Origin of the sequence: Streptococcus sp. CL5.50 (genome assembly GCF_049738015.1) — a bacterium.
GTDB classification, from domain to species: Bacteria; Bacillota; Bacilli; order Lactobacillales; family Streptococcaceae; genus Streptococcus; species Streptococcus mitis_CA.
The window spans coordinates 118650-141623 of sequence record NZ_JBKOTR010000004.1 but is presented as its reverse complement, the minus strand read 5'-3'; the positions used below and the strand labels follow the sequence as shown (position 1 = coordinate 141623).

At 41.3% G+C, this 22974-nt stretch carries 24 protein-coding genes and 1 pseudogene; 24 read left to right on the top strand and 1 reads right to left on the bottom strand.

The annotated features are described in order from the left end of the window. Window positions 1–41: 41 nt before the first annotated feature. Window positions 42–479, top strand: a complete 438-nt coding sequence (locus ACLNCV_RS03950) for a CoA-binding protein (protein ID WP_153199797.1) — start codon at window positions 42–44, stop codon at window positions 477–479. A 183-nt stretch (window positions 480–662) separates the two neighbouring features. On the opposite strand, the gene ACLNCV_RS03945 is transcribed toward ACLNCV_RS03950, so the two are convergent. Further along, the gene (locus ACLNCV_RS03945; RefSeq protein WP_153199799.1) at window positions 663–1673 is read right to left on the bottom strand and encodes a YeiH family protein; all 1011 of its coding nucleotides are present in this window, start codon (window positions 1671–1673) and stop codon (window positions 663–665) included. 148 nt (window positions 1674–1821) lie between these two features. On the opposite strand from ACLNCV_RS03945, the gene ACLNCV_RS03940 reads away from it, so the two are divergent. The 23 genes and pseudogenes from ACLNCV_RS03940 (at window position 1822) to purF (ending at window position 22883) form a co-directional block, all read left to right on the top strand. Beyond that, entirely contained in the window at window positions 1822–2991 is a 1170-nt protein-coding gene (locus tag ACLNCV_RS03940; protein WP_424844881.1) for a pyridoxal phosphate-dependent aminotransferase, read from the top strand. Next, window positions 2988–3758 carry a DNA repair protein RecO gene (gene recO, locus ACLNCV_RS03935; RefSeq protein ID WP_261011389.1) on the top strand — a complete coding sequence of 257 codons (771 nt, stop codon included), beginning with the start codon at window positions 2988–2990 and terminating at the stop codon, window positions 3756–3758. Before ACLNCV_RS03940 ends, recO begins: the two co-directional genes overlap by 4 nt. After that, window positions 3755–4747: a phosphate acyltransferase PlsX gene (plsX, locus tag ACLNCV_RS03930; protein WP_261011390.1), complete on the top strand. Its 993-nt coding sequence runs from the start codon at window positions 3755–3757 to the stop codon at window positions 4745–4747. Before recO ends, plsX begins: the two co-directional genes overlap by 4 nt. Window positions 4748–4752: 5 nt before the next feature. Next, complete coding sequence (locus ACLNCV_RS03925; RefSeq protein ID WP_000136445.1) at window positions 4753–4986, top strand: acyl carrier protein; 234 nt, start codon at window positions 4753–4755, stop codon at window positions 4984–4986. A gap of 450 nt (window positions 4987–5436) precedes the next feature. Beyond that, window positions 5437–6618, top strand: a complete 1182-nt coding sequence (locus tag ACLNCV_RS03920) for an N-acetylmuramoyl-L-alanine amidase family protein (RefSeq protein ID WP_261009641.1) — start codon at window positions 5437–5439, stop codon at window positions 6616–6618. Window positions 6619–6706: 88 nt separating this feature from the next. Then, window positions 6707–7876: an N-acetylmuramoyl-L-alanine amidase family protein gene (locus tag ACLNCV_RS03915; protein WP_424844880.1), complete on the top strand. Its 1170-nt coding sequence runs from the start codon at window positions 6707–6709 to the stop codon at window positions 7874–7876. A gap of 152 nt (window positions 7877–8028) precedes the next feature. Further along, window positions 8029–8163, top strand: a complete 135-nt coding sequence (locus tag ACLNCV_RS03910) for a ComC/BlpC family leader-containing pheromone/bacteriocin (protein ID WP_004257719.1) — start codon at window positions 8029–8031, stop codon at window positions 8161–8163. Between the two features lie 505 nt (window positions 8164–8668). Further along, window positions 8669–9532: a GHKL domain-containing protein gene (locus ACLNCV_RS03905; RefSeq protein ID WP_230529162.1), complete on the top strand. Its 864-nt coding sequence runs from the start codon at window positions 8669–8671 to the stop codon at window positions 9530–9532. After that, window positions 9529–10260 (top strand): response regulator transcription factor, encoded by a 732-nt coding sequence (locus ACLNCV_RS03900; RefSeq protein WP_023947426.1) that lies wholly within the window; start codon window positions 9529–9531, stop codon window positions 10258–10260. Before ACLNCV_RS03905 ends, ACLNCV_RS03900 begins: the two co-directional genes overlap by 4 nt. Window positions 10261–10632: 372 nt before the next feature. Beyond that, window positions 10633–10761, top strand: coding sequence for a smi_0059.1 family bacteriocin-like peptide (locus ACLNCV_RS03895; RefSeq protein WP_049499438.1), 129 nt, complete (start codon window positions 10633–10635; stop codon window positions 10759–10761). A 10-nt stretch (window positions 10762–10771) separates the two neighbouring features. Further along, on the top strand, window positions 10772–10927 hold the full coding sequence (locus tag ACLNCV_RS03890; RefSeq protein ID WP_049499436.1) for a hypothetical protein: 156 nt from the start codon (window positions 10772–10774) through the stop codon (window positions 10925–10927). A gap of 33 nt (window positions 10928–10960) precedes the next feature. Then, complete coding sequence (locus ACLNCV_RS03885; protein ID WP_049502335.1) at window positions 10961–11158, top strand: class IIb bacteriocin, lactobin A/cerein 7B family; 198 nt, start codon at window positions 10961–10963, stop codon at window positions 11156–11158. Window positions 11159–11371: 213 nt separating this feature from the next. Beyond that, window positions 11372–11527 carry a smi_0061 family bacteriocin-like peptide gene (locus tag ACLNCV_RS03880; protein WP_000357248.1) on the top strand — a complete coding sequence of 52 codons (156 nt, stop codon included), beginning with the start codon at window positions 11372–11374 and terminating at the stop codon, window positions 11525–11527. A gap of 3 nt (window positions 11528–11530) precedes the next feature. Then, on the top strand, window positions 11531–11746 hold the full coding sequence (locus ACLNCV_RS03875) for a bacteriocin immunity protein (RefSeq protein ID WP_078934268.1): 216 nt from the start codon (window positions 11531–11533) through the stop codon (window positions 11744–11746). An 80-nt stretch (window positions 11747–11826) separates the two neighbouring features. Further along, complete coding sequence (locus ACLNCV_RS03870; RefSeq protein WP_247947541.1) at window positions 11827–12006, top strand: hypothetical protein; 180 nt, start codon at window positions 11827–11829, stop codon at window positions 12004–12006. Window positions 12007–12084: 78 nt separating this feature from the next. After that, entirely contained in the window at window positions 12085–12291 is a 207-nt protein-coding gene (locus tag ACLNCV_RS03865; RefSeq protein WP_049544737.1) for a hypothetical protein, read from the top strand. A gap of 389 nt (window positions 12292–12680) precedes the next feature. Further along, entirely contained in the window at window positions 12681–12869 is a 189-nt protein-coding gene (locus ACLNCV_RS03860) for a hypothetical protein (protein ID WP_261052088.1), read from the top strand. A gap of 158 nt (window positions 12870–13027) precedes the next feature. Further along, on the top strand, window positions 13028–15181 hold the full coding sequence (gene comA, locus ACLNCV_RS03855; protein ID WP_261126195.1) for a peptide cleavage/export ABC transporter ComA: 2154 nt from the start codon (window positions 13028–13030) through the stop codon (window positions 15179–15181). Between the two features lie 12 nt (window positions 15182–15193). Continuing rightward, complete coding sequence (gene comB, locus ACLNCV_RS03850) at window positions 15194–16543, top strand: competence pheromone export protein ComB (RefSeq protein ID WP_153210506.1); 1350 nt, start codon at window positions 15194–15196, stop codon at window positions 16541–16543. A 170-nt stretch (window positions 16544–16713) separates the two neighbouring features. Further along, window positions 16714–17421 carry a phosphoribosylaminoimidazolesuccinocarboxamide synthase gene (gene purC, locus ACLNCV_RS03845; RefSeq protein ID WP_192855374.1) on the top strand — a complete coding sequence of 236 codons (708 nt, stop codon included), beginning with the start codon at window positions 16714–16716 and terminating at the stop codon, window positions 17419–17421. Between the two features lie 76 nt (window positions 17422–17497). Further along, window positions 17498–17566: pseudogene (locus ACLNCV_RS09775) on the top strand (phosphoribosylaminoimidazolesuccinocarboxamide synthase); the annotation flags it as partial. A 55-nt stretch (window positions 17567–17621) separates the two neighbouring features. Further along, a complete protein-coding gene (locus tag ACLNCV_RS03835) occupies window positions 17622–21347 on the top strand; it encodes a phosphoribosylformylglycinamidine synthase (protein ID WP_261126199.1) in 3726 nt (1241 codons plus the stop codon). A gap of 93 nt (window positions 21348–21440) precedes the next feature. Further along, on the top strand, window positions 21441–22883 hold the full coding sequence (gene purF / locus ACLNCV_RS03830) for an amidophosphoribosyltransferase (RefSeq protein ID WP_049544726.1): 1443 nt from the start codon (window positions 21441–21443) through the stop codon (window positions 22881–22883). The last annotated feature ends 91 nt before the right edge of the window (window positions 22884–22974 follow it).

Here is a 22974-nt window from a genome sequence, read left to right as displayed (position 1 = left end):
CTTTTCAAATTGTGCTATACTGATGAAAAAGGAGGATTTCTATGAGTCAAGAATTTATTAATCCAAGTGATGGCGTGATTCGTCAGTATCTCGCAACGAGTAAAACCCTTGCTGTGGTGGGCTTGTCTGACCGTGAGGAAACAACTAGCAATCGAGTGACCAAGGAAATGCAGGCTCGGGGTTATAAAATTATCCCAGTCAATCCCAAGGCGGCAGGTGGCGAAATCTTGGGTGAAAAGGCTTATGCAAGCCTAGCAGAGATTCCTTTTCATGTAGATATTGTCAATGTTTACCGGCGCAGTGAGTTTCTGCCTGATGTGGCGCGTGATTTTCTTAAGGCTGATGCTAAGATTTTTTGGGCACAGCTAGGACTTGAAAGTCTAGAAGCGGAAGAAATCTTGCGTGCTGGTGGATGTGATGATATCGTGATGAATCGTTGTATTAAGAGAGAACACACACGCTTGATTGAGGAAGCATAAGAAAAAGGTAGCTGATGGGCTACCTTTTGTGTTATACTCAATGAAAATCAAAGAGCAAACTAGGAAACTAGTCGCAGGTTGCTCAAAAAACTGTTTTGAGGTTGTGGATAGAACTGACGAAGTCAGTAACCATACCTACGGAAAGGCGACGTTGACGTGGTTTGAAGAGATTTTCGAAGAGTATTAGAAAATGCCGATAAGGGTCTGCATACCAAGACTGGTGAGGATGATGGCAATCCAGCAGATGGCTCCGAGAACAATGGATTTTCCGCTGGATTTGACCATAGCGACCAGATTGGTTTTGAGACCGATGGCACTCATGGCCATGATAATGAGGAATTTGGAGAGTTGTTTGAGTGGGGTAAAGAAACTACTGGACACACCTAGAGAGGTGAGTAGTGTAGTGAGGAGAGAGGCAAGGATAAAGTAAAGGATAAAAAGTGGGAAGACTTTTTTCAGTTGTAAGCCTTGCTTATTTTTTTGCTCGCGGCTTTGCCAGTAGGAGAGAAAGAGAGTGATGGGGATAATAGCTAGAGTACGTGTGAGTTTGACAATGGTTGCAGATTCGAGGGTATTAGTCTGGTAGAGACTGTCCCAGGCGCTGGCTGTGGCGGTTACAGAGGAAGTATCATTGACCGCAGTCCCTGCAAAGAGGGCGAAGCCTTCATTGGATAAGTGAAGCCAGGTACCTAGCGTTGGAAAGATGAGTGCAGCCAAGACATTGAAGAAAAAGATAACGGAGATGGCTTGGGCGACTTCCTTTTCATTGGCGTGAATAACAGGCGCTGTTGCTGCAATGGCAGAGCCCCCACAGATAGAAGAACCTACTCCAATCAAGGTAGCCAGTTTTGTGTCCAGTGCAAAGAAACGCTGGAAGAGGTAGGCAACAATCAAGGCTATTGAAATGGTGGACAGGATGACAGGGAGTGAAGATTGTCCGACTGCGAAGACTTGCGAGATATTGAGACCAAAACCAAGCAAGATAACGGCATACTGGAGCAATTTCTTGGAACTAAAGGTCAATCCCGCATCCAGTTGTTTATATGACGATAGAAAGGGATGGAGAAGCATGCCCATAAAAATCGCAAAAACAGGCGCGCCAATCACAGGGAAGAATCCGCCTAAGTACCAAGATAGGATGGAAATGAGAAGGCAGGCCAAGATGCCTGCTCCATTTTTTGATAGAAATGACATAAAAACCTCCAAATAGAATCTATTACCATTATAGACCTGTAAAGAGGAAAAGTAAAATAGAAAGTGGAAAGCTATTCTCTAATGTATTTTTGCGGTCGGGGGGCTTTTGTAGTATAATAGAGATACGTTTTGAAAGTAGGAGGTATCTATGGACTTAACTAAGCGCTTTAATAAACAGTTAGATAAGATTCAAGTTTCGTTGATTCGTCAATTTGACCAGGCTATTTCGGAGATTCCTGGGGTCTTGCGTTTGACCTTGGGGGAGCCTGATTTTACAACGCCAGATCATATCAAGGAGGCGGCCAAGCGAGCGATTGATCAGAATCAATCCTACTATACAGGGATGAGTGGTCTGCTGACTCTACGTCAGGCGGCTAGTGACTTTGTTAAGGAAAAGTACCAACTGGACTATGCTCCTGAAAATGAAATCTTGGTTACAATTGGGGCGACAGAGGCTTTATCTGCCACTTTGACAGCTATTTTGGAAGAGGGAGATAAGGTGCTCTTGCCAGCTCCTGCCTATCCAGGTTATGAACCGATTGTCAATCTGGTTGGGGCAGAGATTGTCGAGATTGACACGACTGAAAATGGTTTTGTCTTGACTCCTGAGATGTTGGAAAAGGCTATTTTGGAGCAGGGTGACAAGCTCAAGGCGGTTATTCTCAACTATCCAGCCAACCCGACAGGAATTACCTATAGTCGGGAGCAGTTGGAAGACTTGGCAGCTGTTTTACGCAAGTACGAAATTTTTGTTGTCTGTGATGAGGTTTACTCAGAATTGACCTATACAGGGGAAGCCCATGTATCTCTGGGAACTATGTTGAGAGATCAGGCAATTATTATCAATGGTTTATCGAAGTCGCATGCTATGACGGGTTGGCGTTTGGGTCTGATTTTCGCTCCTGCAGCCTTTACAGCCCAGTTGATCAAGAGTCACCAGTACTTGGTGACTGCCGCAAATACCATGGCGCAACATGCTGCGGTAGAAGCCCTTACAGCTGGTAAAAACGATGCGGAGCCTATGAAGAAGGAATACATCCAGCGTCGAGATTATATTATCGAGAAAATGACTGCTCTTGGTTTTGAGATTATCAAACCAGACGGTGCCTTCTATATCTTTGCTAAGATTCCAGCTGGCTACAATCAAGATTCCTTTGCTTTTCTGAAGGATTTTGCTCAGAAGAAGGCTGTTGCCTTTATCCCTGGAGCAGCCTTTGGGCGTTATGGTGAAGGTTATGTTCGCCTATCTTATGCAGCCAGCATGGAGACTATCAAAGAAGCCATGAAACGACTTGAGGAGTACATGAGAGAATCATGATTCAGTCTATCACGAGTCAAGGCTTGGTGCTCTACAATCGCAATTTTCGTGAGGATGATAAGCTCGTCAAGATTTTTACTGAGCAGGCTGGCAAGCGCATGTTTTTCGTTAAACATGCTGGCCAGTCTAAGCTGGCGCCGGTTATTCAGCCCTTGGTTCTGGCTCGATTTCTCTTACGAATCAATGATGATGGGCTTAGTTACATCGAGGACTATCATGAGGTGATGACTTTTCCCAATATTAATAGCGATCTCTTTGTCATGGCCTATGCGACCTATGTAGCGGCTCTTGCAGATGCTAGTTTGCAGGACAATCAGCAGGATGCTCCCTTGTTTGCTTTTTTGCAAAAGACTTTGGAGTTGATGGAGGCAGGCTTGGATTATCAGGTTTTGACCAATATTTTTGAAATTCAAATCTTGACCAGATTTGGGATCAGCCTCAATTTTAATGAGTGTGTATTCTGCCATCGGGTCGGTCAGGCTTTTGACTTTTCTTTCAAATATGGAGCCTGCCTCTGTCCAGAGCATTATCATGAAGATGAGAGACGTTGCCATCTCAATCCCAATATCCCCTATCTGCTCAATCAGTTTCAAGCTATTAATTTTGAGACCTTGGAGACCATTTCGCTCAAGCCTGAAATCAAGAAAGAACTACGCCAATTTATGGATCAACTCTACGAAGAGTACGTTGGGATTCACCTAAAATCAAAGAAATTTATTGATTCCCTATCAGACTGGGGACAATTACTAAAAGAGGAAAAGAAATGAAAAAAATCGCAGTAGATGCCATGGGGGGCGATTACGCACCCCAAGCCATCGTTGAGGGTGTCAATCAAGCCCTAGCTGACTTTTCAGATATCGAGGTTCAACTCTACGGAGATGAAGCTAAAATCAAGCAATATCTAACAGCGACAGAGCGCGTCAGCATTATCCATACGGATGAGAAGATTGATTCGGACGATGAACCTACGAGAGCTATTCGGAAGAAGAAAAATGCCAGTATGGTCTTGGCGGCCAAGGCTGTCAAAGATGGAGAGGCAGATGCTGTTCTCTCAGCTGGGAATACAGGTGCTTTACTAGCAGCAGGATTTTTCATCGTGGGTCGTATCAAGAATATCGATCGTCCTGGGCTTATGTCGACTTTGCCGACTGTAGATGGGAGAGGTTTTGACATGCTGGACCTCGGTGCCAATGCGGAAAATACAGCCCAGCACCTCCATCAATATGCGGTTCTAGGTTCCTTCTATGCTAAAAATGTCCGTGGAATTGCGCAACCACGCGTTGGCTTGCTCAATAACGGAACAGAGAATAGTAAGGGCGACCCGCTTCGTAAGGAAACCTATGAATTACTGGCGGCTGATGAAAGTTTAAACTTTATCGGAAACGTGGAAGCGCGTGATTTGATGAATGGCGTTGCAGATGTTGTTGTGGCAGATGGTTTCACGGGAAACGCTGTGCTCAAATCCATTGAAGGGACAGCCATGGGAATCATGGGCTTGCTCAAGACAGCTATTACAGGTGGTGGTCTTCGAGCGAAACTAGGCGCACTCCTTCTCAAGGATAGCCTCAGAGGTTTGAAAAAACAGCTCAACTACTCAGATGTTGGTGGAGCGGTCTTGTTTGGTGTTAAGGCACCTGTTGTCAAGACTCATGGCTCCAGCGATGCCAAGGCTGTGTACAGTACGATTCGTCAGATTCGTACCATGCTAGAAACAGACGTAGTTACCCAAACTGCGCGTGAATTTTCAGGAGAATAAAAGAGATGACAGAAAAAGAAATTTTTGACCGTATTGTGACCATTATCCAAGAGCGACAGGGAGAGGACTTTGTCGTGACAGAATCCTTGAGTCTGAAAGACGATTTGGATGCCGACTCAGTTGACTTGATGGAGTTTATCTTGACACTGGAAGATGAATTTAATATCGAAATCAGCGATGAGGAAATTGACCAACTCCAAAGTGTAGGAGATGTGGTTAAAATCATTCAAGCAAAATAAAGATAAGAAGTTCCAAGGCATTTGCTTTGGAATTTTTCTTTGGTTCAAGTGACCGTTTAGGAACAGATTTAGTCTTTCTAGGGACAGAAGAGATATGGGGACAAATAAGGGATATAATAAAATCAGAAAAATCAATCTCCAAAAAGGAGATAAGAAATGAAGATCAAAAGAAGAGATAGATTGATTTTTGTAGAATAAAAATGTTAGTATAATCACAATTTTAATTGACTTTCCTTTTTTCCAGGACTATAATGTAGATATAAAAAAGGATTTATTTTATAGTTGGGAGAAGGTGATGGCTATGTACTTTTGATAAACTAGTCTCTATCTTATGTTCGTGGAAATGTTAGGAGTTCTTGTGGTTCAGATTCATGAACCTGACATCTATTTTGACTTCGTTTCTATTGGATTTTCTTACTTTGGATTTATCTATTTTAGGAGGAAATGGCTATGAAAAAATCTAAACTACTCACACTTGGTTTGCTTGCAGGTGCTGGCCTACTATTGTCTATCAATCAAGTACAGGCTGCAGATACTTGGGTTAAAAATGGTTCTGACTGGAATCTTTCTCAAGATGGCAGCCTCGCTAAAAACAAATGGGTGCAAAATGCTGGCTCTTGGTACCATTTTGACGGTTCTGGTAAAATGCAGACAGGATGGCTCAAAGATGGTAATACCTGGTATTCACTAGCAGATAGTGGTGCTATGCGCACAGGCTGGTACAAGGAAGGTAACACCTGGTACTCACTCGCAAATAGTGGTGCTATGCGCACAGGTTGGTACAAAGAAGGGTCTACATGGTATTACCTCAAAGACAGTGGCGCTATGGCAACAGGATGGGCGACTGCAAATGGTCAATGGTCTTACTTTGAAAAATCAGGTGCTATGGTAGCAGATAGAGCTGTTCCAGCCAGCGATGGGGAAAGTTATGTCATTGGTAAGGATGGTTATATGTTAACCAAACTCCCAAGTCAGGTTGAACAATCTCAAGCGGATGATACAATTATCACCAATATTGTTACTTTGTCTGATGGGTATGATTATCATCTTATTCCTAGAAAAGATGGAGTCATTGTTGAAAAAAATGCTTGGTACATAAAACCTGAATTTAAGAAGTTTTCTGATAAATATGGAGATAAAGTTTCCAATACGATGTTGGCTTTAGTAGATAATACGGAAGAAGGACAAGAAATTAATCCTAAAGCTGTCGTGAAAAATTTCCAAAACATATCAAACAGGTATTACTTTGGGGCAGATGGTCGTCGCGTAACAAATTTACCAGAAATGACCACCTATTCAGAGATTAAAAAAGTTGGAAATGATGTCTATCTAGAAAATCCGGGTGCACGACTTCTTCTTGGAGCTACCAGCTTCACAATCAATAATAATAAACTATACTATTTAGATGGTGATAATGGCAAACTCAAAACAGGTTATTTTGCATTGATTGATGATAGACCAAGCTATCATCACTATCATATTCTTGTTTATGCAGACCAATCTGGTGAAATTCTTAAAATGAAACGATTGCCAACAGGAATTTCAGATTATCTTAATAAAGAAATTGACGGTTTTTACGGTCAAACTGTTAAAATCGATAGTAAGACAGGAAATGTTTCTGTTGTGAAATAAGACGTCTGACAGAGTAAAACGAAAAAGCGAACAGCTTTGTTTACTAGGAAGTCATGTTCATTTCGCTATAGAATAGGAGGAAATGGCTATGAAAAAATCTAAACTACTTACACTTGGTTTGCTTGCAGGTGCTGGTCTTCTTTTGTCAATCAATCAAGCACAAGCTGCAGATACTTGGGTTAAAAATGGTGCTGACTGGAATCTTTCACAAGATGGTAGTCTCGCTAAAAACAAATGGGTACAAAATGCTGGCTCTTGGTACCACTTCGACAGCACTGGTAAAATGCAGACAGGCTGGCTCAAAGACGGTAACACTTGGTATTCGCTCGCAGATAGTGGCGCTATGCGTACTGGCTGGTACAAGGAAGGTAGCACCTGGTACTCACTTGCAAATAGTGGTGCTATGCGTACAGGTTGGTACAAAGAAGGGTCTACATGGTATTACCTCAAAGACAGTGGCGCTATGGCAACAGGATGGGCGACTGCAAATGGTCAATGGTCTTACTTTGAAAAATCAGGTGCTATGGTAGCAGATAGAGCTGTTCCAGCAAGCGATGGGGAAAGTTATGTCATTGGTAAGGATGGTTATCTAGCAAATAGAAAAGATTCTGGATACAATATTCATGATATTGTCAAACTTGGAGATGGGCAAGAATATTTGCTAAATGCTAAAGGTGACGATGTTATTATTGAAAAAAATGCTTGGTATATCAGACCAGAGTTCAAGAAGTTTTCCGACAAATATGGGGATGAGGTTTCAAATACAACCTTAGCTCTGGTAGATAATAAAGATGAAGGACAAGAAATTGATTCTAAGGCAGTTGTACAGAACTTCCAAAACTTACCAAATCGTTACTACTTTGATGAAAATGGACATCGTGTGGTTAATATCCCAGCAATGACAACCTATTCAGAGATTAAAAAAGTTGGCAATGATGTCTATTTAGAAAATCCAGGTGCACGACTTCGTCTTGGAGCTACTAACTTTACAATCAATAACAATAAACTATACTATTTAGAAAATGAGCAAGGTAAGCTCAAAACAGGTTACTTTGTATTAATTGATGATGGAGCAACCACTACACACCATCATATCCTAGCCTATGCGGATCAATCTGGTGAAATTCTTAAGATGAAACGCTTGCCATCAGGAGTTTCAAATTTCCTTGATAAAGAAATTGATGGTTTATATGGTGAAAAAATTAAAATTGAATCTCCACACTCAAACGAATATTATAAAGTGGTCGTGGTTAAATAAAAATAATATCTTCACAACTAATTGTTAACACTCTAACCAATATACCATTTTCAGGAGGCTTTAGATTTCTTGTATTTTAAAAGGAAACTAAAGCCTTTTGTAGATGGAGCAGGGGATAGAGTTATCTATAAAATAATGAAAAGGAGTCTGTCATGGAAATGAAAAATATATTTGTAGAATTGGAGCAATTTGAAGAGTTAACCCCAGAGGTATTGGAGGAAGTGAATGGTGGAGGGATTTTTGAAGATATTTACCATTGGCTACATCTACTCCCAGAGCCAAGATAGTATTTTGATTAAAATGTGTTAACTAAACAGATTTATGATTATATTACTTGAATTTTTAGTGTTTATATTGATTTTAATCAATATTTTAGCTCCTCCGATTTATCTAGGTAGTCAACTCTCTAAAGCATTTTATGACAAACGCTCTATATTTCTTTGGGTAGTTTTTCAGCTATTTGCTACCTTCGTTTTTCCGAGTTTCTTGCATGTTGGCAATTTATTATTCTTTTATATAATATTTTGGATTGTGTTAAAGAAAAAGAAGAAGGAAGCTCTCTTTCTTGCCCTTTATCTATTTATGTTTTATCAAAGTATTCGATATTTGATTTTGACATTTATAATACGATTGATATTTGACTACTCTGAACTATCTGATTTCTTGCATAGTGGATTTAATTCTGTATTTAGTTTGATTTCGTTGTTTTTGTCTGTTGTCATTTTAAGACGATGGGGAATTGATCTCAATATATTATTTTTAGATAAATTTCAATCGTTAGTGACGAAAAGTATGTGGATCTTATCCTTATTGTTTGGTTTCAGACTGTTTTCATCCATCATGTCTGGAGGATGTAATCCTTTCTATGTTCGTTTTGACACGACCATTTCTCTCCTGATTTTCATTCTCTTTTTCTCTTGGCTCTTTTACATCAAGCATTTGGAGCAGGTTTATCGTGATGAGCAAACCATTCAGAGACAGGAAGATGAAAATCGTTCCTTGCAAGGAATAGTGGATAAGCTAGGTCATCTCTATGATGAAGTTCGAGGTTTCCGTCATGATTTTGCAGGAATTGTCGCCAGCATGGAGCCTGCCATAGCCAATCAAGACATGGCTGAGGTGTCTACCATTTATCAAGATGTTTTTCTAAAGACAAATGAAAAGCTGAGAAAGGCAGATTACACAGCCTTTAATCTTCACAATATTCATGACATAGCCATTCGTAATACCTTGGCCAAAGCCATGATTGTGGCAGATAAGCAGGGAATTCATTTTAGTTTGGAGACGGTGGGGGTTGTTGAAGAGCTGACATTGCCGATGTTGGAGGCTATCCGTATCCTCTCTATCCTCACTACAAATGCCTTAGAGGCAGCCAGTGAGGCTGAAAATCCGCAGATTCGGGTTGCTTTGTTGGCAGGTGATAGGAGTGTTCGTTTTATCATTGAAAACACTCGTAAGAAAGAAGAACTGAATCCCAGCATTCTCAGTCAAAAGGGTTATTCGACCAAGGGAAGCCACAGTGGACTGGGCTTAGCGACCTTGGAGGATATGGTTTTTCATTATGATTTAAACTTAGATACCCAACTAGGAGAGACGACCTTTAGACAAGATTTAGAATTGCCATTTAAGAATGAGAAACGAGGGGGAGAGGAATGAGAATTTTAGTTTTGGAAGACGATAGAGTCCAGCAGGGACGGATAGAGCAGACTTTACTAGATATCGGTCGCTCTCGTAATTTAAGATTGGAGATTGATATTGCCAAAAACTATGGAGATGTTGAAAAGTATTCTCAGTATTTTGACAATTACCAGCTCTATTTATTGGATTTAGAGATTGATGGAGAGCGTGAACGGGGCTTTCAGGTTGCTCAACAGGTTCGGGAGCAGGATCCTTTTACAAGCATTGTCTTTGTGTCTACGCACTCGGAGGCCTTGCCTCTAGCTTTTAGCTACCACTTGTCTGCCTTGGATTTTATTTCCAAGGATCAGTCTGAGGAGGATTACCGTTATCAGCTGGAGCGCTGTTTGGACTATGTATTAGCAGTGGATAAGAGGGAAAATATGTGTCTCTTCACCTATAGTTTTGAGGGAAGACGGGGTTTTACTCTGCCTTACCATGAGATTTTAGCCTTTGAAACTTCAGTGGAATCCCATCGTATCAAGGTCTATTATGCCAATCATTCTATCAAGACCATTTACGGCAGTCTCAAGGATATCGCTGCTAAGGCTGAAAAAGATTACTTTGTCTATGCCAATCGCAATACGTTGGTCAGTTTACAGGCTATTGAGGAGATGACTGCCACAGAAGTGACCTTGTTAGAAGGCTTGCACTTCCCCGTATCACGAACAGCCAGAAGAACCCTTAAAAAACATCTCAATGTCTAATATCTGTTAGACTTGAATCAAATTATCAATAAGAATGTCGGAAAATTTTCTGATATTCTTATTTTTTTGACTTCTTTTTCGAATAGATAAGTAAGAGGAAAAGGAAAGGAGCCTAGTTCATGTATCTACCAATCTTGTATCCGTGGTTTATTAAATTATTTTTTAAATAAAATTTGATTTAGTTGTTTATTTTCGAATTGTTTTTCGAATAGATAAGTAAGAGGAAAAGGAAAGGAGCCTGGTTTATGTATCTACCAATCTTGTATCCGTGGTTCATTAAATTATTTTTTAAATAAAATTTAATTTAGTTGTTCATTTTCGGATTGTTTTTCGAATAGATAAGTGAGAGGGAAAAAAGAAAGGAATAAAATAATGAAAGAACATTATTATGGATTTGTTGAGCTGACTTCGGAAGAATTGACCGATATTCAAGGTGGAGAAAATTGGACGAAGACACTTGCAGATTGGTACGTTGGATTTCGTAGAGGTTTAGGTTTTTAGGGGATAAGCGATGAATGAAATGAATGATAAGTGTACTATTGAAGTATTAAAGGAAAGCGACTTAGCCTTGCTGGTGGGTGGTAGCAAGGAAAGTTATCAACGGGGTTTAATTACAGGTCTATTGTTACGTAGTGTATTTATTGGAACTCCATTTTTTAGAGGATAAGATTTAGAAAAAATAGAATAAGAGGAGAAAAAGATGACAAATTTTGACAAAATGGAACAGAACTTTGTAGCTCTTACAGAAGAAGAGTTGATGAATGTAGATGGGGGAATTGCACCAATTATTATTGGTGGTGTAGTTATTAGTTGGAAATTAATTGGAGGTGTAGCTGCGCTTGCTACAGCTTCAGCAGGTGCAGGCATAGCTGCAGGATATTATGCTAATCGACCATAATTTTGGATTTATATATGAGATTTGTTAAATTAATGCTGAAGATTTGGCCTGAGCTTATGGTATTACTTAGTTCAATATCTTATACAATTATCAGGTTGGTAGCTGATGTGAATAAGCTACCCTTACCTACATGGTTTGATGATTTTAATATACCAACAATTTCATTGTTTTTAATGGTATTCATTTTATTATATAGAAGTAAAGGAGAAAAGAATGGATAAATTTCAAGTAGTTGATGAGAAAGATTTGCAAGTAATTGAAGGAGGAATTGAACCTATTTCGATTATATTTGGCCTAAGTGCTATTGCATTTGGCGCATTTGGGGCTGGTTACACATTTGGTTCAGATTTGGCTCGTCGTGGGCGTTAGATAATGAACAGTCGCAATCTTAATCTCAATACATTGTTACCTAAATTAGCCACGATATGTCCTTTGTTGGGAATAACTCTTAATGTCGCGCTTCATGTGATTCGTACAGGTTCGTTAGTATCCTTTAATTGGCAATGGACTTTAGTTGGTTTGCTTTTCGCAGGATATTTTGGTATTTTTCGCAAAGATTTGTCAAAAAATAATCAAAACTATAAATGAAGAACATGAATCAAAAGGATTTTGTGAATGAGAATGGTAGCGTTTTTCCGCCATTCTTGTCAGGTAAATAGGAGTCTAGCTTGAAAACATTTTTATTAGGCTTCGCTGAGGGTTATTTTATCGTATCGCTCATAATCTACATCGCAACGTATTTGATTTTGAGAAATCCAACCAATACCCTATTTTATCCAGAAATTTACCCTGTTTTATTTGGGCTCTTTTATCTAGGATATAAGGCCAATAAAAAGCAAGTAGAGTGAGCAGTTAAGAATGACTTGTTAGTCTTCGCTGAAAATGGTTAGAGTAGAATCTAAGAATGCACCACATTGGAGTTTAATATGAAATTCGTTAAATCAGTATTGAAAGTTTTGCCTGAAATCATGGTATTACTTAGTTCAATGTCTTATATCATCATCAGATTAGTGGCTGACATAAATAAAGTATCTTTACCTACTTGGTTTGATAATTTTAATATACCCACGGTTGCATTATTTATGATGGTCTTCATTCTTTTATACAGAAGTAAAGAAAAAAAGAATAGATAGATTTGAAGCGGTAGACGCTCTATAGGGAATAGGTGTCTTATAGTAACGAATCAAAAAAAAGGAGTAACTATGAATCGTAATTTAGAACGGTGTTATCTATTCTGACTAGGAATAGATTATACCAGAGGTGGCTTAGAAATAGCAGGGACATTAGTAATTGAAGTAATGAATAGGATGTTGTAAATGTTACTACCAATGATTTATTTGTCCCAAGCTTGCCTAGGGTGTCAGTAAAAACATCATTTTCCTTTCAATAGCATATTTTTAGTAGGTAGGACGTTTGTTCTGCCTATTTTTTGCCAAAAAAGTGTAGTTGAGCTGTTTATTTGGAGTTTTACATGTATTTTTTGATAAAATAGGTATAGAAATTAGGAGAGTTGAAGAAAAAAATGAATAAGATTTTAAAATATTTTTTAGTATTTGTTTTTTTATTTTTAATGAATATTTTCATCTTTAAGATACTAGCAACTCTGGGATTTCAGCTGACAATGAGTGAAAAGAGTTATATTGTACCACCTCTGTTTTCGATTATCGTTTTATACATGATTGACAAAAGAATTGGGAAGAAAAATAAATAAATATATATTTTAGGTAGGACGTTTGTTCTGCCTATTTTTTTATCCCAAAAGTGCAGTTGGGAGGTAGATAGGCGCATTTGGGGAAGAAGTCCAGTTTTTGTTTGGGAATTGGGGTAAGATAGATATTATCAGATGAGTTTAGGAAAAAGGAGATGAATATGAAATTTGGGAAACGTCACTATCGTCCGCAGGTGGATCAGATGGACTGCGGTGTAGCTTCATTAGCCATGGTTTTTGGCTACTATGGTAGCTATTATTCTTTGGCTCACTTGCGAGAATTGGCCAAGACGACCATGGATGGGACGACGGCTTTGGGCTTGGTCAAGGTGGCAGAGGAGATTGGCTTTGAGACGCGAGCGATCAAGGCGGATATGACACTCTTTGACTTGCCAGATTTGACTTTTCCTTTTGTTGCCCATGTGCTTAAGGAAGGGAAATTGCTCCACTACTATGTGGTGACTGGGCAGGATAAGGATAGCATTCATATTGCTGATCCAGATCCTGGGGTGAAGTTGACTAAACTGCCACGTGAGCGTTTTGCGGAAGAATGGACAGGAGTGACTCTTTTTATGGCACCGAGTCCAGACTATAAGCCTCATAAGGATCAAAAGAATGGTCTGCTCTCTTTTATCCCTATATTAGTGAAGCAGCGTGGCTTGATTGCTAATATCGTTTTGGCGACCCTCTTGGTGACCTTGATTAACATTGTGGGTTCTTATTATCTGCAGTCTATCATTGATACCTATGTGCCAGATCAGATGCGTTCGACGCTGGGGATTATTTCTATTGGTTTGGTCATTGTTTATATTCTCCAGCAGATCTTGTCTTATGCTCAGGAGTATCTCTTACTTGTTTTGGGGCAACGCTTGTCTATTGATGTGATTTTGTCCTATATCAAGCATGTTTTTCACCTGCCTATGTCCTTTTTTGCGACACGCAGGACAGGGGAAATCGTGTCTCGTTTCACGGATGCTAATAGTATCATCGATGCGCTGGCTTCGACCATTCTTTCGATTTTCCTAGATGTGTCAACGGTTGTCATTATTTCCCTTGTTTTATTTTCGCAAAATACCAATCTCTTTTTCATGACCTTATTGGCACTACCTATCTACACAGTGATTATCTTTGCTTTTATGAAGCCGTTTGAAAAGATGAATCGGGATACCATGGAAGCCAATGCGGTTCTGTCTTCTTCTATCATTGAGGACATCAATGGTATTGAAACTATCAAGTCCTTGACCAGTGAGAGTCAGCGTTACCAAAAAATTGACAAGGAATTTGTGGATTATCTGAAAAAATCCTTTACCTATAGTCGAGCAGAGAGTCAGCAAAAGGCTCTGAAAAAAGTTGCCCATCTCTTGCTCAATGTCGGCATTCTCTGGATGGGGGCTGTTCTGGTCATGGATGGCAAGATGAGTTTGGGGCAGTTGATTACCTATAATACCTTGCTAGTTTACTTTACAAATCCTTTGGAAAATATCATCAACCTGCAAACCAAACTTCAGACAGCGCAGGTCGCCAATAACCGTCTGAATGAGGTTTATCTGGTAGCTTCTGAGTTTGAGGAGAAGAAAACAGTTGGGGATCTGAGCTTGATGAAGGGAGAGATGACTTTCAAGCAGGTTTACTATAAGTATGGCTATGGTCGAGACGTCTTGTCGGATATCAATTTGACTATTCCGCAGGGTTCTAAGGTGGCTTTTGTGGGGATTTCAGGGTCAGGTAAGACGACATTGGCCAAGATGATGGTTAATTTTTATGATCCAAGTCAGGGAGAGATTAGTCTGGGTGGTGTCAATCTCAATCAGATTGATAAAAAGGCCTTGCGCCAGTACATCAACTATCTGCCTCAACAGCCTTATGTCTTTAACGGAACGATTTTGGAGAATCTTCTCCTTGGAGCCAAGGAAGGGACGACTCAAGAGGATATCTTACGGGCGGTTGAATTGGCAGAGATTCGGGAGGATATTGAGCGCATGCCACTGAATTACCAAACAGAATTGACTTCGGATGGGGCAGGGATTTCAGGTGGCCAACGTCAGAGAATCGCTCTGGCGCGTGCTCTCTTGACAGATGCACCTGTTTTGATTTTGGATGAGGCGACCAGCAGTTTGGATATTCTGACAGAGAAGCGAATTGTCGATAATCTTATGGCTTTAGACAAGACCTTGATTTTCATCGCTCACCGCTTGACCATTGCTGAGCGGACAGAGAAAGTTGTTGTCTTGGATCAGGGCAAGATTGTCGAAGAAGGAAAGCATGCTGATTTGCTTGCACGGGGTGGCTTTTATGCCCATTTGGTGAATAGCTAGAAAGAGGAGAGGATGAAATCAGAATTTTTAGAAAGTGCGGAGTTTTATAATCGACGTTACCATAATTTTTCCAGTCGGGTGATTGTACCCATGTCCCTTCTGCTCGTGTTTTTACTTGGCTTTGTAACTTTGGCAGAGAAGGAGATGAGTTTGTCTACTAGAGCTACTGTCGAGCCTAGTCGTATCCTTGCAAATATCCAGTCAACTAGCAACAATCGTATTCTTGTCAATCATTTGGAAGAAAATAAGCTGGTTAAAAAGGGAGAACTGTTGGTTCAATATCAAGAAGGGGCAGAGGGTGTCCAAGCGGAGTCTTATGCCAGTCAGTTGGATATGCTCAAGGATCAAAAAAAGCAATTGGAGTATTTGCAAAAGAGCCTGCAAGAAGGGACGGATTACTTTCCAGAGGAGGATAAGTTTGGCTACCAAGCCACCTTTCGCGACTACATCAGTCAAGCAGGCAGTCTTAGGGCTAGTACATCGCAACAAAATGAGACCATCGCGTCCCAGAATGCAGCAGCTAGTCAAACCCAAGCTGAAATCGGCAACCTTATCAGCCAAACAGAGGCTAAAATTCGCGATTACCAGACAGCTAAGTCAGCTATTGAAACAGGCACTTCCTTGGCCAGTCAGAATCTAGCCTACTCTCTCTACCAGTCCTACAAGTCTCAGGGCGAGGAAAATCAGCAAGCTAAGGCTCAGGCAATTTCGCAGGTAGAAGCACAGCTTTCTCAGTTAGAATCTAGTCTTGCTACTTACCGTGTTCAGTATGCAGGTTCGGGTGCCCAACAAGCCTACGCGTCAGGCTTAAGCAGTCAATTAGAGTCCCTTAAATCCCAACATTTGTCTAAGGTTGGTCAGGAATTGACCCTTCTAGACCAGAAAATTTTGGAGGCAGAATCGGGTAAGAAGGTTCAGGGAAATCTTTTAGAAAAGGGGAAAATTACGGCGAGTGAGGATGGGGTGCTTCATCTTAATCCTGAGACCAGTGATTCTAACATGGTAGCAGAAGGTGCCCTACTAGCCCAACTCTATCCGTCCTTGGAGAAAGAAGGGAAAGCTAAACTTACAGCCTATCTTAGTTCAAAAGATGTAGCAAGGATCAAGATTGGTGATTCTGTTCGCTATACGACGACTCATGATGCCAAGAATCAACTTTTCCTAGATTCGACTATTACAAGTATTGATGCGACAGCCACTAAGACTGAGAAAGGAAATTTCTTTAAAATTGAGGTGGAGACTGATCTAACTTCTGATCAGGCTGAAAAACTTCGATATGGGGTGGAAGGTCGCCTGCAGATGATTACGGGCAAGAAAAGTTATCTACGTTATTATTTGGATCAATTTTTGAACAAAGAGTAATGTTCGTATTTTTAGAGTTAAATGATTTTTAAACTGTGAGAAAGATTCTTCTTGCAGTTTTTTTCTTTATGATTTTTGAAACACATCTACTATTTATTCGGTTAAATTCTTGTAATTTTAGGTTTTTTATGGTAGAATGTGCTCAAGTAATACGAAAGGCGAACTTTAAAATGTCAAAACAATTAATCTATTCGGGAAAAGCTAAAGATATCTATACAACTGAGGATGAAAATCTTATTATTTCAACTTACAAGGACCAGGCGACTGCTTTCAATGGTGTCAAGAAGGAGCAGATTGCAGGTAAGGGAGTGTTGAATAATCAGATCTCATCTTTTATTTTTGAGAAATTAAATGCGGCTGGTGTGGCGACTCACTTTGTGGAGAAGCTTTCAGACACGGAACAACTTAATAAAAAGGTTAAGATTATTCCTTTGGAAGTCGTGCTCCGAAACTATACTGCTGGTTCCTTTTCAAAACGTTTTGGTGTAGACGAAGGTGTTGCATTTGAAACTCCGATTGTCGAATTTTACTATAAAAATGATGATTTGGATGATCCATTTATCAATGACGAGCATGTGAAATTCCTAAAGATTGCGGATGACCAGCAGATTGCCTACTTGAAGGAAGAAACTCGTCGAATCAATGAACTTTTGAAAACTTGGTTTGCTGAGATTGGGCTTAAGTTGATTGACTTTAAGCTAGAGTTCGGTTTTGATAAGGATGGCAAGATTATCTTGGCAGACGAATTTTCACCAGATAACTGCCGTTTGTGGGATGCAGATGGCAACCACATGGATAAGGATGTTTTCCGTAGAGGATTGGGAGAGCTAACAGACGTTTATGAAGTGGTCTGGGAGAAGTTGCAAGGTTTGAAGTAATCTGTTTGCAACGGAAAACCTTTGTCTCTCAACTAAAAGGACTCAGGCTGAAAAGGTCCCCCAGACCTTTTCACTCCGTAGGGGTCTAGGTGAATTAACAGATGTTTATGAGATTGTTTGGGAAAAGTTGCAGGAATTGAAATAACAACCTCAAGGTCGTTGGGGATATTGCAAGAGCTGAAATAAAGGAATAAGAATTGATGGATAAACGTATTTTTGTTGAAAAAAAGGCTGATTTTCAGGTCAAGTCAGAGAGTTTGGTAAGAGAACTCCAGCATAACTTGGGGCTTTCAAGCTTGAAAAGCATTCGCATTGTGCAAGTGTATGATGTCTTTAACTTGGCAGAGGACTTGTTTGCGCCTGCAGAGAAACACATCTTCTCTGAGCAGGTGACAGACCATGTCTTGGACGAAGCGGCTGTGCAAGCGGATCTTGCCAACTATGCTTTCTTTGCCATTGAAAGCCTACCAGGGCAATTTGACCAACGTGCAGCTTCGTCACAGGAAGCCTTGCTTTTGCTGGGAAGTTCGAGTGATGTAATAGTCAATACAGCCCAACTTTACTTGGTTAATAAAGATATTGATGCGGCTGAGTTAGAAGCGGTCAAAAACTACCTGCTTAATCCAGTTGATTCTCGTTTCAAGGATATCACGACAAGGATTGCCAAGCAGGAATTTTCTGAGTCAGATAAGACCATTCCGAAATTAACTTTCTTTGAAAGCTATACAGCAGAGGACTTTGCCCGCTACAAGGCCGAGCAGGGCATGGCAATGGAAGTGGATGATTTGCTCTTTATTCAAGACTACTTCAAGTCAATAGGGCGCGTGCCAACTGAAACGGAACTCAAGGTTTTGGACACTTACTGGTCTGACCACTGCCGTCACACAACTTTCGAGACAGAGTTGAAACACATCGACTTCTCAGCTTCTAAATTCCAAAAGCAATTGCAGGCGACCTATGACAAGTATATTGCCATGCGTGATGAGTTGGGACGTACGGAAAAACCGCAAACCTTGATGGATATGGCGACTATTTTCGGTCGTTATGAGCGTGCTAATGGACGTTTGGATGATATGGAAGTGTCAGACGAAATCAATGCTTGCTCAGTTGAAATCGAAGTGGACGTTGATGGTGTGAAAGAACCATGGCTCCTCATGTTTAAAAACGAAACCCATAATCACCCAACTGAGATTGAGCCATTTGGTGGGGCGGCTACTTGTATCGGTGGAGCCATTCGTGACCCATTGTCAGGTCGCTCATATGTTTACCAAGCTATGCGTATCTCAGGTGCGGGTGATATTACCGCACCGATTTCGGAAACGCGTGCTGGGAAATTACCACAACAAGTCATTTCTAAAACAGCGGCCCATGGTTATTCTTCATACGGTAACCAGATTGGACTTGCAACAACCTACGTTCGTGAATACTTCCACCCAGGTTTCGTTGCTAAGCGTATGGAGCTAGGTGCTGTTGTTGGTGCGGCTCCTAAGGAAAATGTGGTCCGTGAAAAACCGGAAGCGGGAGATGTGATTATCCTACTTGGTGGTAAGACTGGACGTGATGGTGTCGGTGGTGCGACAGGTTCTTCTAAGGTTCAAACAGTTGAGTCCGTGGAAACTGCTGGAGCTGAAGTTCAAAAAGGGAATGCTATCGAAGAACGCAAGATTCAACGTCTGTTCCGTAATGGCGATGTGACTCGTCTTATCAAAAAATCAAATGATTTTGGTGCTGGTGGTGTCTGTGTGGCTATCGGTGAATTGGCAGACGGTCTTGAAATCGACCTTAATAAAGTGCCTCTTAAATACCAAGGCTTGAATGGAACAGAAATTGCTATCTCTGAATCTCAAGAACGGATGGCGGTCGTGGTTCGTCCTGAAGACGTAGCTGCTTTTGTTGAAGAATGTAACAAAGAAAATATTGATGCTGTTGTGGTTGCGACAGTTACTGAAAAACCAAATCTAGTCATGCACTGGAATGGTGAAACAATTGTCGACTTAGAACGTCGTTTCCTTGATACCAATGGTGTGCGCGTGGTCGTTGATGCAAAGGTGGTGGACAAGGATGTCAAGCTTCCAGAAGAACGTCAAACATCTGCTGACACACTTGAAGCAGATACCCTTACGGTTCTATCTGACCTCAACCATGCGAGTCAAAAAGGATTACAGACTATCTTTGACTGCTCTGTTGGACGCTCAACGGTCAATCACCCACTTGGTGGTCGTCACCAACTCACACCAACTGAGGCATCTGTGCAGAAATTACCAGTTCAACACGGTGTGACTCATACTGCGTCAGTCATGGCTCAAGGATTCAACCCATATGTAGCTGAATGGTCTCCATACCACGGTGCTGCCTATGCGGTGATCGAAGCAACTGCTCGTTTGGTGGCTGCTGGTGCCAACTGGTCTAAGGCTCGTTTCTCTTACCAAGAGTATTTCGAGCGCATGGATAAACAAGCTGAGCGTTTTGGTCAGCCAGTAGCAGCTCTTCTAGGTTCAATCGAAGCACAAATTCAACTTGGTTTGCCATCTATTGGTGGGAAGGACTCCATGTCTGGTACTTTTGAAGAATTGACAGTGCCACCAACCTTGGTAGCTTTTGGGGTGACGACGGCAGATAGCCGTAAGGTGCTTTCGCCAGAGTTCAAGACTGCTGGTGAAAATGTCTACTATATCCCAGGTCAAGCCCTCTCTGCAGAAATTGATTTTGACTTAATTAAGTCAAATTTTGCTCAGTTTGAAGCCATCCAAGCTGACCATAAAGTGACATCTGCATCAGCGGTCAAATATGGTGGTGTGCTTGAAAGTTTGGCACTTGCTACCTTTGGAAACCATATCGGTGCAGAGGTGACCTTGCCTGAGCTTGAGACAGCCTTGACAGCTCAATTAGGCGGATTTGTCTTTACGTCTCCTGAAGAACTCGCTGGAGTGGAGAAAATCGGGCAAACGAGCGCAGATTTTACACTGACTGTCAACGGTGTGAAGCTAGATGGACAGAAACTTGACAGTGCCTTCCAAGGGAAACTGGAAGAAGTTTACCCAACAGAATTTGCACAAGCCAAAGAACTGGAAGAAGTTCCAGCTGTCGCTTCTGACGCAGTTATCAAAGCTAAAGAAAGAGTTGAAAAACCTGTGGTTTACATCCCAGTCTTCCCAGGAACCAACTCAGAATATGATTCAGCCAAGGCCTTCGAAAAAGAAGGTGCAGATGTCAACTTAGTGCCATTTGCGACCTTGAATGGAGAAGCCATTGTCAAGTCAGTTGAAACTATGGTTGACAATATCGACAAGGCCAACATTCTCTTCTTTGCCGGTGGTTTCTCAGCTGCGGATGAACCAGATGGCTCAGCTAAGTTTATCGTCAATATTTTGCTTAATGAAAAAGTGCGTGTAGCGATTGATAGCTTTATCGCTCGTGGTGGCTTGATTATTGGTATCTGTAATGGGTTCCAGGCCTTGGTCAAATCAGGTCTTCTTCCATACGGAAACTTCGAGGATGCCAGCAGTACGAGTCCAACCCTCTTCTACAATGATGCCAACCAACACGTGGCCAAGATGGTAGAAACTCGGATTGCCAATACCAACTCACCATGGTTGGCTGGCGTGCAGGTGGGTGATATCCACGCTATTCCTGTTTCGCACGGTGAAGGGAAATTTGTCGTGACAGCTGAGGAATTTGCGGAACTCCGTGACAATGGACAAATTTTCAGCCAATACGTTGACTTTGACGGAAAACCAAGCATGGACTCTAAGTACAATCCTAATGGTTCTGTAAATGCCATCGAAGGAATTACTAGCAAGGATGGTCAAATCATCGGTAAGATGGGACACTCAGAACGTTATGAAGACGGTCTCTTCCAAAACATCCCAGGAAATAAAGACCAGCACCTGTTCGCGTCGGCGGTTAAATACTTTACTGGAAAATAAGACTTGCAGATGTTTTAATAGATAGTATCAGTAATGTAAAAGTCATGTAGATTTAGCTCTTGGTGCTACACAAATAAAAATTAGGTATATAAAATGACATACGAAGTAAAATCTCTTAATGAAGAATGCGGTGTTTTCGGTATCTGGGGACATCCAGATGCTGCTAAATTGACCTATTTTGGTCTCCATAGTCTTCAGCACCGTGGTCAAGAGGGGGCAGGAATCCTTTCCAATGACCAAGGGAAATTAAAGCGGCATCGCGATATGGGTCTTCTATCAGAAGTCTTCAGAAACCCTGCTAACTTAGATAAATTGACGGGGACTGGTGCGATTGGGCATGTGCGTTACGCGACTGCTGGCGAAGCTTCTGTAGATAATATCCAGCCTTTCCTTTTTCGTTTTCACGATATGCAGTTTGGTTTGGCTCATAATGGAAATCTGACCAATGCAGCCTCTCTCAAGAAAGAACTAGAACAAAGAGGAGCGATTTTCAGCGCGACTTCGGACTCGGAAATCTTGGCCCACCTCATTCGTCGCAGTCATAATCCTAGCCTGATGGGCAAAATCAAGGAGGCGCTCAGTCTAGTTAAAGGTGGCTTTGCCTATATCTTGCTGTTTGAAGATAAGTTAATTGCTGCTCTTGACCCCAATGGTTTCCGTCCGCTTTCTATCGGGAAAATGGCCAACGGAGCAGTGGTTGTTTCATCTGAAACCTGTGCTTTTGAGGTTATTGGTGCAGAGTGGATTCGTGATTTGAAGCCAGGTGAGATTGTGATCATTGATGACAAGGGAATCCAGTATGATAGCTATACAGATGATACTCAGTTAGCAATCTGTTCTATGGAGTATATCTATTTTGCTCGCCCTGATTCTAACATTCATGGTGTCAATGTCCATACGGCTCGCAAACGTATGGGTGCCCAATTGGCGCGTGAATTCAAGCATGAGGCGGATATCGTGGTCGGTGTGCCCAATTCTTCCCTTAGCGCGGCTATGGGATTTTCTGAAGAGTCCGGGCTACCAAATGAAATGGGCCTCATCAAGAACCAATACACCCAACGTACCTTTATCCAACCGACTCAAGAATTACGGGAGCAAGGGGTGCGGATGAAACTCTCTGCTGTTTCAGGCGTTGTAAAAGGCAAGCGTGTGGTTATGATTGATGACTCTATTGTACGTGGAACAACCTCTCGTCGGATCGTTCAACTCTTGAAAGAAGCGGGTGCGACTGAGGTTCACGTTGCCATTGGTAGTCCAGCGCTAGCTTATCCATGCTTCTACGGGATTGATATCCAGACCCGTCAGGAGCTGATTGCGGCCAATCATACGGTCGAAGAAACTCGTCAAATCATTGGAGCGGACAGTCTGACATACCTTTCTGTTGAAGGTTTGATTGAGTCGATTGGGATTGAAACAGATGCGCCAAATGGCGGTCTCTGTGTCGCTTACTTTGACGGTGACTACCCAACACCTCTCTATGACTATGAAGAAGATTATCGTAGAAGTTTGGAAGAAAAGACCAGTTTTTACAAATAGATGACAGATTTTCCATTAAAAAAAAGTAACAAATAGATGACAAATAAGAATGCTTATGCCCCACGTCTCACTACTGACTAAAAGCTAAAGC

Excerpts from the sequence above, each read along its gene's own strand:
- ACLNCV_RS03885 (WP_049502335.1), top strand. The coding sequence starts at position 10,961 with ATGACAAATTTTGACAAAATGGAACAGAACTTTGTAGCTCTTACAGAA.
- recO (WP_261011389.1), top strand. The coding sequence starts at position 2,988 with ATGATTCAGTCTATCACGAGTCAAGGCTTGGTGCTCTACAATCGCAAT.
- ACLNCV_RS03835 (WP_261126199.1), top strand. The coding sequence starts at position 17,622 with ATGGATAAACGTATTTTTGTTGAAAAAAAGGCTGATTTTCAGGTCAAG.
- ACLNCV_RS03925 (WP_000136445.1), top strand. The coding sequence starts at position 4,753 with ATGACAGAAAAAGAAATTTTTGACCGTATTGTGACCATTATCCAAGAG.
- ACLNCV_RS03920 (WP_261009641.1), top strand. The coding sequence starts at position 5,437 with ATGAAAAAATCTAAACTACTCACACTTGGTTTGCTTGCAGGTGCTGGC.
- ACLNCV_RS03860 (WP_261052088.1), top strand. The coding sequence starts at position 12,681 with ATGAATAAGATTTTAAAATATTTTTTAGTATTTGTTTTTTTATTTTTA.
- ACLNCV_RS03910 (WP_004257719.1), top strand. The coding sequence starts at position 8,029 with ATGGAAATGAAAAATATATTTGTAGAATTGGAGCAATTTGAAGAGTTA.
- ACLNCV_RS03945 (WP_153199799.1), bottom strand. The coding sequence starts at position 1,673 with ATGTCATTTCTATCAAAAAATGGAGCAGGCATCTTGGCCTGCCTTCTC.
- ACLNCV_RS03950 (WP_153199797.1), top strand. The coding sequence starts at position 42 with ATGAGTCAAGAATTTATTAATCCAAGTGATGGCGTGATTCGTCAGTAT.
- plsX (WP_261011390.1), top strand. The coding sequence starts at position 3,755 with ATGAAAAAAATCGCAGTAGATGCCATGGGGGGCGATTACGCACCCCAA.
- ACLNCV_RS03890 (WP_049499436.1), top strand. The coding sequence starts at position 10,772 with ATGAATGAAATGAATGATAAGTGTACTATTGAAGTATTAAAGGAAAGC.
- ACLNCV_RS03940 (WP_424844881.1), top strand. The coding sequence starts at position 1,822 with ATGGACTTAACTAAGCGCTTTAATAAACAGTTAGATAAGATTCAAGTT.
- ACLNCV_RS03865 (WP_049544737.1), top strand. The coding sequence starts at position 12,085 with ATGAAATTCGTTAAATCAGTATTGAAAGTTTTGCCTGAAATCATGGTA.
- comB (WP_153210506.1), top strand. The coding sequence starts at position 15,194 with ATGAAATCAGAATTTTTAGAAAGTGCGGAGTTTTATAATCGACGTTAC.
- purC (WP_192855374.1), top strand. The coding sequence starts at position 16,714 with ATGTCAAAACAATTAATCTATTCGGGAAAAGCTAAAGATATCTATACA.
- ACLNCV_RS03875 (WP_078934268.1), top strand. The coding sequence starts at position 11,531 with ATGAACAGTCGCAATCTTAATCTCAATACATTGTTACCTAAATTAGCC.
- ACLNCV_RS03895 (WP_049499438.1), top strand. The coding sequence starts at position 10,633 with ATGAAAGAACATTATTATGGATTTGTTGAGCTGACTTCGGAAGAATTG.
- ACLNCV_RS03900 (WP_023947426.1), top strand. The coding sequence starts at position 9,529 with ATGAGAATTTTAGTTTTGGAAGACGATAGAGTCCAGCAGGGACGGATA.
- ACLNCV_RS03915 (WP_424844880.1), top strand. The coding sequence starts at position 6,707 with ATGAAAAAATCTAAACTACTTACACTTGGTTTGCTTGCAGGTGCTGGT.
- ACLNCV_RS03905 (WP_230529162.1), top strand. The coding sequence starts at position 8,669 with ATGTGGATCTTATCCTTATTGTTTGGTTTCAGACTGTTTTCATCCATC.
- ACLNCV_RS03880 (WP_000357248.1), top strand. The coding sequence starts at position 11,372 with ATGGATAAATTTCAAGTAGTTGATGAGAAAGATTTGCAAGTAATTGAA.
- comA (WP_261126195.1), top strand. The coding sequence starts at position 13,028 with ATGAAATTTGGGAAACGTCACTATCGTCCGCAGGTGGATCAGATGGAC.
- purF (WP_049544726.1), top strand. The coding sequence starts at position 21,441 with ATGACATACGAAGTAAAATCTCTTAATGAAGAATGCGGTGTTTTCGGT.